Origin of the sequence: Nonlabens sp., from assembly GCF_047636915.1 — a bacterium.
Lineage (GTDB): Bacteria > Bacteroidota > Bacteroidia > Flavobacteriales > Flavobacteriaceae > Nonlabens.
The window spans coordinates 1-12,552 of sequence record NZ_JBLIGN010000075.1; the positions used below are offsets into that span (position 1 = coordinate 1).

General features: G+C 35.6%; 10 protein-coding genes and 1 pseudogene. 4 read left to right on the top strand and 7 right to left on the bottom strand.

All coding sequences use genetic code 11. From position 1 onward, the window contains the following. Positions 1-457: pseudogene (locus ACJAT0_RS10415) on the bottom strand (M42 family peptidase); the annotation flags it as partial. A 103-nt stretch (positions 458-560) separates the two neighbouring features. Between ACJAT0_RS10415 and ACJAT0_RS10420 the strand changes: the two are divergent. After that, positions 561-1,346 carry a DUF4294 domain-containing protein gene (locus ACJAT0_RS10420; RefSeq protein WP_415181602.1) on the top strand — a complete coding sequence of 262 codons (786 nt, stop codon included), beginning with the start codon at positions 561-563 and terminating at the stop codon, positions 1,344-1,346. A 492-nt stretch (positions 1,347-1,838) separates the two neighbouring features. Here the strand turns inward: ACJAT0_RS10420 and ACJAT0_RS10425 are convergent, their stop codons facing one another. Both ACJAT0_RS10425 and ACJAT0_RS10430 read right to left on the bottom strand, forming a co-directional pair. Next, a complete protein-coding gene (locus ACJAT0_RS10425; protein WP_415181603.1) occupies positions 1,839-2,567 on the bottom strand; it encodes an acyl-CoA desaturase in 729 nt (242 codons plus the stop codon). A 59-nt stretch (positions 2,568-2,626) separates the two neighbouring features. Beyond that, the gene (locus ACJAT0_RS10430) at positions 2,627-3,199 is read right to left on the bottom strand and encodes a Crp/Fnr family transcriptional regulator (protein ID WP_374002312.1); all 573 of its coding nucleotides are present in this window, start codon (positions 3,197-3,199) and stop codon (positions 2,627-2,629) included. A 111-nt stretch (positions 3,200-3,310) separates the two neighbouring features. Between ACJAT0_RS10430 and ACJAT0_RS10435 the strand changes: the two genes are divergently transcribed. Continuing rightward, on the top strand, positions 3,311-4,957 hold the full coding sequence (locus tag ACJAT0_RS10435; RefSeq protein ID WP_415181604.1) for a patatin-like phospholipase family protein: 1,647 nt from the start codon (positions 3,311-3,313) through the stop codon (positions 4,955-4,957). A 366-nt stretch (positions 4,958-5,323) separates the two neighbouring features. On the opposite strand, the gene ACJAT0_RS10440 is transcribed toward ACJAT0_RS10435, so the two are convergent. The 4 genes from ACJAT0_RS10440 to ACJAT0_RS10455 all read right to left on the bottom strand — a co-directional run bounded on the left by ACJAT0_RS10440 (position 5,324) and on the right by ACJAT0_RS10455 (position 10,045). Further along, positions 5,324-5,629, bottom strand: a complete 306-nt coding sequence (locus tag ACJAT0_RS10440; protein WP_415181605.1) for a hypothetical protein — start codon at positions 5,627-5,629, stop codon at positions 5,324-5,326. 927 nt (positions 5,630-6,556) lie between these two features. Further along, a complete protein-coding gene (locus tag ACJAT0_RS10445; RefSeq protein ID WP_415181606.1) occupies positions 6,557-7,456 on the bottom strand; it encodes an EamA family transporter in 900 nt (299 codons plus the stop codon). 322 nt (positions 7,457-7,778) lie between these two features. Beyond that, complete coding sequence (locus tag ACJAT0_RS10450) at positions 7,779-8,237, bottom strand: fasciclin domain-containing protein (RefSeq protein WP_374002307.1); 459 nt, start codon at positions 8,235-8,237, stop codon at positions 7,779-7,781. 548 nt (positions 8,238-8,785) lie between these two features. Beyond that, positions 8,786-10,045, bottom strand: a complete 1,260-nt coding sequence (locus ACJAT0_RS10455) for a mechanosensitive ion channel family protein (protein ID WP_415181607.1) — start codon at positions 10,043-10,045, stop codon at positions 8,786-8,788. A 305-nt stretch (positions 10,046-10,350) separates the two neighbouring features. Here ACJAT0_RS10455 and rimK point away from each other — a divergent pair, with 305 nt between their 5' ends. Both rimK and ACJAT0_RS10465 read left to right on the top strand, forming a co-directional pair. Then, the gene (rimK, locus tag ACJAT0_RS10460) at positions 10,351-11,223 is read left to right on the top strand and encodes a 30S ribosomal protein S6--L-glutamate ligase (protein WP_374002305.1); all 873 of its coding nucleotides are present in this window, start codon (positions 10,351-10,353) and stop codon (positions 11,221-11,223) included. Beyond that, positions 11,216-12,181 carry a succinylglutamate desuccinylase/aspartoacylase family protein gene (locus ACJAT0_RS10465; protein ID WP_415181608.1) on the top strand — a complete coding sequence of 322 codons (966 nt, stop codon included), beginning with the start codon at positions 11,216-11,218 and terminating at the stop codon, positions 12,179-12,181. The genes rimK and ACJAT0_RS10465 overlap by 8 nt, the downstream gene beginning before the upstream one ends. Positions 12,182-12,552 lie beyond the last annotated feature (371 nt).

Below are 12,552 nucleotides of genomic sequence, written 5' to 3' on the forward strand. Positions count from 1 at the left end.
GCACTTCGTCTTTGGTCTCGCAACCACAATCGATAAAGATATTATCTGCTTTTGGAGGCTCTTCTTTTGCTTTATTGCGGGTATGAATCGCTGGCCAGCCGAATACTCCTGTTACAATTCCTTTCTTAGTATGTATACTCACTTTCTTAGAAGGAGCGATTTGATGATCTGATCCACCATTGCGCACCACATAAATAAGCCCTTCGTCTGTAATATAATTGACATACCACGAGATCTCGTCTGCATGTCCTTCAATAACGACTTTAAATTTTGCCTCTGGATTAATAACCCCTACAGCAGTGCCATAATTGTCAGTAATAAACTCGTCTACATAAGGTTTAAGGTAGTCCATCCACACCTTTTGACCGTTCCATTCATAACCAGTAGGCGATGCGGTATTGAGGTATTTCTCAAGAAAGTCTAGTGATTTTTTATTTAAAATGCTCTTTTCAGCCATGTAATAAATTTTAGAGCGTGAAGATAATAATATGCCCGCAAAAACGCTTGTTTTATGCAGGGTTTCTTATTTTTGGTACGCTTTAAGTTCTATTTTTTATACCATGAAGAATATATTAATTTTATTGGGGATTTTCTGTGGTTCCGCTTTCGCGAAAGCGCAACAAATACCAACACCTCAACCTGTTTCAAAAGACTCGATAACAGCCACTGACGCAACATATTTTTATGTGGACGGTGACTCCATAAGTGCTATAGAACTGGATAGAGTCCTATTGTTACAAGACTTAAATTTTGATAGCCGGTACGAGCAAATCCGTTATTTGATCTTAAAAAGAAAGGTTAAAAAAGTATGGCCCTATGCAAAACTGGCATCAGAACGACTTACCGTACTGGATCAACGCCTCGCATCTTTAAAAACGACCAGCCAAAAGAGAAAATATTCTAAGATGGTAGAAAAATACATCGAAGAGGAATTCAAAACAGAACTTAAAAAACTGACCAAAACCGAAGGACAAATACTTATAAAACTCATTCACAGACAGACAGGAGATACAGCTTACGATCTATTAAAACGTTTAAGAAGTGGTTGGAGTGCGTTCTGGTTTGATAAAACAGCTGCCCTTTTTGATATGTCTTTAAAAGAAGAATACCGTCCAGAAACGGTTATTGATGATTTTTATGTGGAGGACATTCTTCTCAATTTAATTACAGATGATACCTTAGAGGACCAAAAACCAGCCATTGAATTTGATTATTTTGCCGCCCGTGCGCACTGGAAGGAGTATGAAAAGAACCTCCCTAAGAGCTACGATAGTATACAGCTAGCAGCAAGAGCACAACGCATTCAAAAATATAAAGAGAAAAAAGCCCGTAAAATGAAACGCTAGAACCAATGGTGGATAGGCGGCAAAACCAAGAACTAATTAAAGGTTTTTTTTACACTATAGATATTTTCTATAACAGATGTTTTAAAATAGTTAATAACATGTTTTTCAATATAATAACATACTTAATGTAAACTTTTAATTGATATATTTTTAGTGATGAGTAAAGCAAAGTACACTAAAAAATTAATCCTAAAACAAGATCCATTTTGATAGCTTTATAACCGGTCAGGTCACTAAATTCTATTTTACTGTACTATTTTAAATTTTTAAAACTCACTACGGAAAGCTATCCAGCGACGCGCTTCAAAAGAAGACACTGCACAAGCTTGCCGAAGGGAAAAACATATGAATCAACTTTGCTGGAAACCAAAAGGTATTAACAGGCTTCTAGAACGATTGGTTCAATTCTATAGATTACTCTAATCAAAAAAAATCCCCTAAAAGACAACAAGTCTTTGTGGGGGATTTTAGGTGTTTAAAGCAATATGGAATCTACATTCGTTTCAATTGTATCATCCCTATGGAGTTTAGAATCCTCATAATAAGATAAGTAACGTCTATTTCATGCCACTTGATACCAAAATTAGCCCTGTTCGCATATTTGTGATGGTTGTTGTGATATCCTTCACCCATCATTAAGAAATCAAAAGGAAACAAATTCTTGCTCGTGTTCTTCATTTTATAATTCACATAGCCATATATATGACCGAACCAATTGATAATTACCCCATGTATGGGAGCCATCATTAAAGTAACTGGCAACAACATCCACTGCCACCATGCAGTTGCAAAGTATACAAAGAATAAAACATACAGCGTAATCCATAATAATCTAGAAAAACGCGAACTAGCAAACTTATCAAAAGCTTTCCATTGAGGAACGTTTTTAGTGAAACGAGCCTCTACAGGAATGCGGTCTAGATTGATGTCTTGATACATCGTTTTGGTCTTCCACATCATTGCAAACATGTTGTCGTCGAATTTAGGAGAATGTGGATCTTTTTCAGTGTCTGTAAAAGCATGATGCATTCGGTGCATAATACCATAACCATACGCACTTAAATAGCTAGATCCTTGGAAAACCCAAGTCAATACAAAGGTGATGCGCTCCATAGTTTTAGACATGGTAAACACCTGATGTGCCGCATAACGATGTAAAAAAAAGGATTGAAAAAAGAGCCCGCCGTACCAAAGCAAGAAAACTAAAATTAAAACCGCCATAACAATATATTTTTTTTACAAAGGTACTGGTGGTATGCTTCTGAAACTATGAACCTAAATCAAGAAATTCGCCTTCTAATGCGGCTCAAAGCTTGTGCCGTAACACCTATATAAGAACTTATGTATTTCAAAGGCATGAGCTTTATTAATTGTGGTCGTTCTTTGAATAATTTGAGGTAACGTTGCTCGGCACTGAGGTTAAGTAGGTTTTGTTCTCTACTAGACTTGAGAAGAAATAGCCGCTCGGCAGTCAGCCTGCCTATGAGGTTGCCTATTTGTGTCTTTTGGTACACTTCCTGGAGATCCTCATAAGTAATGTATAGAAGGCTGGTTTTTGTAAGCGTTTGTAATTGATATAAAGAAGGCTGTCTGGTTAAAAAGGAATCATAAGCACTTACAAATTGATTTTCAAAGCTAAAACCAAAAGTGATGTCTTTTTCATCATCTTCTTTAGGAATAAATAAGCGCACAACACCAAATTCAATAAAAGAAATTCGGTTTTCTATTTCATTTAATTTTAAAAAGATTTCCTTTTTAGGAATGATCTTCCTAGTTAATTTTGAAGTAAAAAATTCCCAATCCCTAGTAGAGATTTGAGCGATGCTTTCTAGATATTCTTTAATTTGTTCCATTCGAGGTAAAAAATACAAATTAGATATATCAAAGATAAGGGCATTCTTATAATTTAATGGTCCTCAGTTTGCTAATTAAACTGTAATTTAATGTTTTAGAAACCTGCTGTTATGAATAGGAAAACAACATTAAATTGTATCGGATTGTGTTTCAGTGGCGGCGGGTACCGCGCAAGCATCTTCAATCTAGGAGTTCTATCTTATTTAAATAGAGTGAATTACGACGGTCGCAATATGTTAGATCGTGTAGAAGTACTCAGTACGGTAAGTGGAGGTACGTTTACCGGTCTCGCTTTCGCGAAGGCGAGATTGCAACAGGACTATTCCTTCACCAGCTTCTACGATCAGTTTTATACCACCTTTGAACCAGCAAATGACCGCTTGATGGACGATGCTACGGCAAAGCTAATTGATGACGAAGTATGGAAAAACCACCCTCATAAAAAACGCTCTGTCATCAATGCTATGGCACTTACCTATGCAGATATGGAGGTGTTTAAAGGCAATTTCGGCATGTTTATGAACGATAAGGATCAAGGCATTTATCATGTGTGTTTTAATGCGACCGATTTTACGTTTGGCTTGCCATTTCGTTTTCAGAATAAGCTTACTTTTTCTAACGGAAAGATAAAAAATAAACTCCTCAACAAAATCAAATATGAATTGCCTATAGCTGATATTCTTGCGGCATCTTCTTGTTTTCCAGTAGGTTTTGAGCCGATAATCTTCCCAGACGACTTTTATAAAAACCATAAAAATGAAAACTACCTTGAACTTAAAGAACTAGAACTTTTTAAAAATGGAATCGGTCTAATGGATGGTGGTATTACCGATAATCAAGGGATAGGCAGCATAATTAATGCCTATGAAAGCAGCTTTTTTAAGAATAAAATGGATTTGTTATTGGTAAGTGATGTTTCTAGTTCTAAAATAGCTGTTCCCTACCAACCAGAATCAGAGCAAGTGGAAGAAAGTTCTAAAATCAAAATGATCGTAGGATTTATTTTGAACTCCATAAAAGTATATGGATTAGCTTCCTTTTTACTGGTGTTGGGTTTGTTACTTCCTGTACTTTCTTATTATGAAGTTACGTCTAGATGGATAGAGAACTTACTATTGGTGACTTCTGGACTGTTATTAGGCTTAGGGATTGTTACGGTGGTATTAGGAGTGGTCACCCACCGCATAAAAGATACCCTAATTGATTTTATGAGTAAACAATTTAAGAAGGTTCCACAAGATTTGCAAGACAATGTATTGATTTTTGAGAACCTTGAATTTAATTTAGTGGTAAAAATGCTCAAAGAGCGTATTAGCTCCAGCTTTTTAATGATTTATGATATTTTTACCAAGCAACTGCGCCGCATCAACTACGATTTTTTATACAAGCAAAATGCTTCTCTTAACGGAATTGTAGTGACTTCTTTGATCCATAAGTTTAATGATAACTTTAAAAAATATAATCCGTTAGAAATAGGTGATTTAAAGTTGGCAGAACCATCGGTTGCCTTAAGAGAAGTGGCTTTACACGCTTCAGAAACAGGAACGCAGCTTTGGTGGACAGAGAAAGATAAAGAGCTCAATAGAATGGATAAGCTTATTGCTACGGGTCAATTCACGACTTGCTACAACCTGCTGGTGCACATATCACAATTAGAGAAAGAAGGAATAGACATCAACTGTCTAAAAGAATTGAAACAGCAACTCATCACTGACTGGACCGACTTTAATAAAGATGCATTTATGATGATGCCATAAAAAGAACGCTGCGCTGCTGGGTCAAGAAGTAAGAAACAGGAGACAAGAGTAATGGGATAAGGAAGACGAAAAGAAGTCGCTTTCTCTACGAGAAATCTCATGACATCGAATCCTACTTTTGTTTTTCCATAAAATTTGGGCTCTAGGCTTTAAAATTTAAGAAAGCAATCTGTTCCCAAATTTATCTGGGATTCATAGGGATCAAAATAATCAATATACCGACGAAAGAGGCAAGAAGTAAGTAATAGCTATTATCTAAACCCTTACCTTTTTTATTCTAAAATCCAGCAGCGACAATAGCCTTTACCCTGTATGATCTATAAAGCTCATACAAAATGAAAAAGGTGGACCTTTCAAAAAACAGCTCTATCCTTGCAACGCTACGCTTGCTTTACATTTAGGACAAGCGATAGAGGTACGGGTCTTTAAATCTTTAGGAAGAAAACTTATGGCAGTCCCGCAATCTGGGCAGGGAATAAGGGTTGTCTTTTGTTTTTTAAGCTTAGTGAACTTCTTGAAAAGTTCTAGTTGTTCTTGACCTAAATCTGTTTTTTCTTCTAGTCCCAACTTTACATCGCAGTTAGAACACGGAAAAGTTACTCCTTTTAGGAATTCTTCTGTGTTTACCGCTATTGGTATTAGGCAGTTAGGGCAGTCTATGTTATTCAGCATTTGATTTGTTTTTTAGAAATGAGTGCCGCTTTTTTTGGGAGTTTTAGACCACTTTTTTTCCTTTATTAAGCTAAAGTCTTCAATAATAGTAAAAGCCACAGCTCAACAGAGAGAAAGTGGAAAAAAAATCTAAAAAGCCTTAAAGCTAGATGCTTTGAGTACATTTTGAAACCATACAAATATATACCTATGCATCACAACTAAATGGAAATAACAAAAATCATAACGTGCCTATATCAAGAGTTTATTAAAAATTCACTGCCTGCATTGTCGCAACCTTATTTTACCCCAATACTTTTATAACAGTCGCCATAGATCTAAATTAAATAGACGTAATAGCTTTATAAGCATACCATCACGCGGCTGCGCCGCAGAAAACTCAATATCCGTTTTTATTCTGTGTACACCTCAACGACACTATTCCTGCTAGAAGTATAAATTTAAAGATTCCGATCTATCAAAAAGCAATTAGAAAAATAGGTTAGGATTTTACCATCAAAGATGGTTGTAGAAAGTATCATGCGATTCAGGAGATCGGTTTTCCTTATCATAGAAATCATGGTGTTCAAACTGATTACTGTCCATAAAAGAGGGAATTGTAGGTCACAGTGATTCTTTGGGTGGTGCTTCGACAAGACTGGCCTTTTATTTATGCGCCGAACAAAATTCAAGATCGCAATAAAGATAAGTTTGCCTTGCATAGTGATGTTAGAGTGGAGGAGAATCACTAAAACACGCAATGAGGAAGGTAGCCTTTTTATTTTTTACCCTTGTGCAAGGTTCCTGGAATACAAATCTAAATAGATTCAAGGAGATGCTACATCCCATGCATAAAATCACGTGCTTTATCACGTCACGAATAGACTCCAAGGTAACGATCGAGATATCACCGCCCACTTTGTCATGCTCCGTTTAATACGTATATTGCTAAGAATACAAGATCAAAAACACACCTATCATTATACCAGCAAGCGGAATCAATTTCTTTCGCTTATTTTTCTCTTTAAAGATAAGTCCGCCTATCACCACGGCAATGATGAGCTGGCTGCGTTTTATGGCACTGAGTAACAGGATCAAAGCTTCTGGATCTTGCAAGGCTTTGAAATAGAAATAATCGGCGATCTGTAAAAGGATGCCTACCGCTGGAATGCTCCATCTAAATTTAAAGTCTTTTCGTTTTTGAGCATAAGGAAACCAAGTAATGGATAAAATAATTAGAAGAATCAAAATGGTATAAAAGCAAAACCAAAATTGCAATGTCTGCGGATTGAGCGTCAATGTCTGAACTAAAAACTTATCGTACAAACCGCTGCAGGATCCCAAAAAGGTAGCTCCTATAATCGCAAAAATCCATTTATTACTCTTAAAATCAATCCCTTCCTTTTTACCTATTCTAGAATATAACAACACCGATAGAATGATCATAAAAAAACCGATCCATTGATAGGTGTTTGGTGCTTCTTTATAGATAAAAATAGCTCCTATAAAAGTAAAAAAAGGTGCTGCAGATCGTATGGGTGTAACAATGGTGAGCGGTAAATGTTGGAGCGCTTGATATGCAAGAATCCAAGATCCTGCCATCATCATAGATTTGATACCTATAAAACCATGAGTAGATAATGGAATATGTTCTATATAAAAGCCTAACTCCTTTGTCGCTTCTGGATAAAAAATAGAGCTTATATAAAAAGGCGCTATCAATAAGAACCCTGCGATTAAAGTGCCTAATAATACCGGAAAAGCCTCATTTCCCTGAACCGCATGTTTTTTACACAGGTTGTGTAATCCTAAAAATAAAGCAGCCAAAAGACCTAAATACATCCACATCGCGCGAAGATAGTTTTTTGAAGATATTCCCTTGATACATTACGTAAAAGAAGGAGGGAAAACGCGGGTTTGAATTACTTGTGACTGTTGTTCCTTGTCATAACAAGTCGCAGGAGGCCTATGTTCTATAGAATATTATCCGTAAAGTTCTACTGTTACCTTTTTAGAGGTTCTGTACTAGTGAGGAACGGCTCAACTGCAGCAGACATAGATAGCTATAAAAACGGAATAGCAAAATGAAAATAACGCTCATAAAAAAGTCCCGCGATTCTAAAATAGAATTGCGGGACTGATTTAAATATCAATAAGTGTTATTTAATGATTACTTAGGCATTAAAACTTTGTTGATAACGTGTACGGTTCCATTTGAATTCTCAATGTTAGCCATTACAACTTCTGCTGCATTTCCATTTTCATCATGAATAAAAACCTTACCATCTTCAGTAGTACAAGCTAATTCTCCGCCTGCTACTGTCTTAACAGTTGCTTTTCCACCATTCTCTTCGATTAGTGCCAATACATCTGCAGCCTTAATGTCTCCAGAAACTACGTGGTAAGTTAGAATACCTGCTAACTGACTTTTATTTTCTGGTTTTAATAATGTTGCTACTGTTCCTTCTGGTAATGCATCAAATGCATCATTGGTTGGAGCAAAAACGGTAAATGGTCCTTCACTAGATAATGTTTCTACTAAATCAGCTGCTTTTACAGCTGCTACTAATGTTGAAAGTGCTTCTGTTGCAATTGCAGTTTCTACGATTGTTTTGTTTAATTCTGACATAAATTTATTTTTAAATTAATAATATACCCCTTGGTACGCGTGGGCTTTTACTAACTTACCTTTCTTAACTAGGCTTTAACGAGAAAGGAATAAAATTGGGAAACTTTAAGTATACCAAAAAAAAAATCGAGATTCTATTTTAGAAACTCGGGGTCGACATTAGTATTATAAATTCCCAATGTTTATTTTTTAGCTAATTATAAAGCATTGATTGCAGGAATTGTAGCGTTTCAAATGGTAGATGGTAGCATAATTACGTGTGCGTTATTTAGATTTTTAACCCTTACAAATACTTTTTCTCCATTTGGTGAGAATGCCAGAAATTCACCCTCTGAAATTGCAACACTTACTTTGCCTTTATTCTTTTCAATAAGTGCTCATACATCTGCTGCTTTAACATCAAGAGCTGTGATCTGGTATGTTTAGATACTGGCGCAATTTAAAAAGACAAATCAGCTGAATACAAAGGAGTATGTTACCGTAACTTTTTTAATACTGCCATCCTTCTATTATCAAACCCACCTATTTACGTGATTAAAATAATTATTTTAATCTCTAAGCCTTTTAGAGCCCGTAAAACTTGAATTACTAGGCAACTCAAATATTTCTAGATTAAAATAAGGAACCGCTGCTATAAGATGATCAAATATATCTGCCATGATGTATTCATAATTCTTCCAACGCTTATCACTGCTAAAAGCGTAAATTTCGATTGGGATACCTTGGCTGGTGGGAGCCAGCTGGCGCACCATGATCATCATCTCTTTGTTGATACCAGAATGATTTTCAATATAGGTTTCCATATACTTTCTAAAAACACCAATGTTGGTTAGGTTACGTCCATTTAAAAGTAACTCTTCATTGATCTTTTGATCTTTGTTATAAGCTTCAATATCAGAATTTCGCATTTCCAAATAGGCCGCAATGAGGTCGATTTTTTTTAAGTTGTTCACCTCGTCTATAGATAAGTAATTGATGCTATCTAACTTAATGTTTAAAGATCTTTTAATACGTCTACCCTCAGAACTTTCCATACCTCTCCAATTCTTGAAGGAATCAGAAATCAAAGCATAGGTAGGGATTGTTGTTATTGTTTTATCAAAGTTTTGAACTTTTACGGTAGATAAATTAATTTCTGTTACATCACCATCAGCCCCATATTTTTCAAAAGTAATCCAGTCCCCAATACGCACCATGTCATTTATAGAGACTTGTATACTGGCTACAAAACCTAATATAGTATCTTTAAATACAAGAATAATAACCGCTGAAGCAGCACCAATAGTTGTAATAAACTGTATAAATTCTATTCCTGTAATAATGGCAAAAGCAGCTAACACCCCTAATACCCAAACAAATATCATAAACACCTGTATGTAGCTGTCTATAGGTTTGTCTCTTAACTTAGGCAATGTTTTGAAATAGTCTTTAATGGTATTTAATAAACCTCGAGCGATCCATAATGCTAAAAAAATAGCTGATACCTGCAGACCTTTTTCCACCATATTTTGAAAATAGGTAAAATCAACAAAAATCACAGGAATAAATTCCAGCACTACAATTAAGGGTATGATATGCGCAATATTAGAGGTTACTTTGTTTTTTACGAGTAAGTCATCAAAATTTGTTTTTGTTTTAATCGTAAACTTCGTGAATAAGACGAGTATTATTTTTATGATGATCAGATCAATCAAGAATCCAAAAATTAATAGAGCAACCAATAGACTAAAAGCATTTAAATACTTTGCTATTGCCTCAGACATTCCTGATGTCACTAAATAATCGTACAAAAAGTGTTCTACATTCATAGCATCTTGTTTAGTAATTCTATAAATCTTCAAGTATAGAAATCAAAATAAGGTACAAAAATAGTTATCATACCATACAATGTATTCCTTTTACAAGTTTTATTTATGCGAACTTTGATAAACAAAACTTTTATTTGATACAATAGCCATACAAGAGCTTTAAGGTATAGATCAACTAATAATACATTTGTATTCGACAGGTATATTATCGTATATTTCGTCTGTCCGTTTGCCTTTTATAATAGTGCCGTAAACGTCTCAATGAATCCTCAAATTACCTATAATTAATCATTAATATCTTACCAATGAAATTTGCAGTTTTATCAGCCAGCCCTAACCTCTATTCTACAAAGAGAATTATCGAGGCAGGTAAAAAGAAAGGGCATGAAATGATCATAATAGATCATACGAAATGTGATTTAGTTATTGAAAAGAAGAAACCTATTGTCATATATAAAGACGAAGAAATACGAGACTTAGATGGAGTGATTCCACGTATAGGAGCTTCAGTTACCTTTTTTGGTACGGCAGTAGTACGTCAGTTTGAAATGATGAAAATTTTTACGGCTACAGAGTCGCAAGCTCTTGTGCGTTCTAGAGACAAATTGAGAAGCCTTCAAATACTAGCTAGAGCAGGTCTGGATTTGCCTAAAACAGTATTTAGTAATTACTCTAAAAATGTAAGCAACGTTGTGGAGAAGGTAGGTGGTGCACCATTAGTTATAAAATTATTAGAGGGAACCCAAGGTTTAGGCGTTGTATTAGCAGATAATAATAACTCTGCCGAGTCTATCCTTGAAGCTTTTAACGGTTTACAGGCTCGTGTGATTGTTCAGGAATTTATAAAAGAAGCAAAAGGAGCAGACATACGTGCGTTTATAGTAGATGGAGTCGTAGTCGGAGCGATGAAGAGACAAGGTAAAGAAGGAGAGTTTAGATCTAACTTGCACAGAGGTGGAACCGCAAATATCGTTCAGTTAACCGACGAAGAAGAAAATGCAGCTTTAAAAGCGGCCAAAGTAATGGGGCTCGGTATAGCGGGTGTCGATATGTTGCAGTCTGCCAGAGGTCCTTTAATTTTAGAGGTGAATTCGTCTCCAGGATTAGAAGGTATTGAAACTGCAACAGGTAAAGATATTGCCTTGCAGATTATTAAATATGTAGAAAGAAATGCCTAACAATAATATGGAGGTTCTAGGAAAAGTAATTTCTCGAGGAAAAGGTATTCAACTCAATTTGGATATAGCAAAACTGCACACACGTACCAATATCGAAGTACCCATTATTATTGAACGTGCAAAAGAACCTGGACCTACCCTTTTAATCACTGGTGGGATTCATGGCGACGAAATCAATGGTGTAGAGATCGTCAGACAAATAATTTCCAATGGGTTCCACAAACCTCAAAAGGGAATGGTTATTTGTATTCCCGTGGTCAATATATTTGGGTTCTTAAATCAGACACGTCAGTTTCCTGATGGTAGAGATTTAAATCGGGTTTTTCCTGGATCTAAAGGAGGTTCTCTAGCCAGTATTTTTGCCTATCATTTGATGAAGGAAATTGTACCCTTAGCCGATTTCTGTCTAGATTTTCATACGGGTGGAGCTAACCGATTTAATGCTCCGCAAGTTCGAGTTAACGACGGTGACGATGAAAGTTTAGAATTGGCTAAAGTTTTTGGAGCTCCTTTTATTATGAAATCAAAACGCAGGGAGAAATCATATAGAGACTCTGCCATTAAATTAGGTAAAAAGGTTCTTTTATATGAAGGTGGAAAATCCTTAGATATTAACAAATCTGTAACCAAAATTGGCGTTAAAGGAGCCTTAAATTTGATGCATCACTTAGGAATTAGAGATTTTACCGCAGCACTAAAGTCTGATTTAAAAGTTACTGATCCTATTATCGTGGATAGCTCTAAATGGATCAGGGCAGGATATTCCGGTATGTTTCGCAGCAATGCGGTTCTAGGTAATTTGTATGGCAAAGGTGATAAAATAGGTAGTATATCAGATCCTTTTGGTTTCTTTGAGAAAGATGTAAAAGCTCCTGTAAAAGGCTATGTGTTTTCTATAAATCATGCTCCTATTGTAAATAAGGGCGATGCTATCATTCATATGTCTCGAGAAAAATGATGGCTCTATAAAATAAAATATTGAAAAGCTTTCCATTTGCAAAGATATAGATGGTACGCTTAGTAATTGCTAGTTTTGCCTCGGGTAGCTCTTCAAAATTATCATCTACTCCTAATTTATGTCGATTCTTGGCAGCATTTGAGTTATTATTTATTGGACTCCATAAGATATTTGAGTGCTAATTCACTTCTTGCAGTAGGTGTTGAGATCGGAAATTGTTTCGGCTAACTTATCAGTGTTTTTTCCTCTAACAGCAGCTGTATTGCCTCCACTTAAATGTTGCTATATAACTGATGCCCATGAATTAGGCTATTCTAGCATTGGAATGTTTATGGAATCATGATTATGGAGCATTAGCGTTTAGTTCTTTT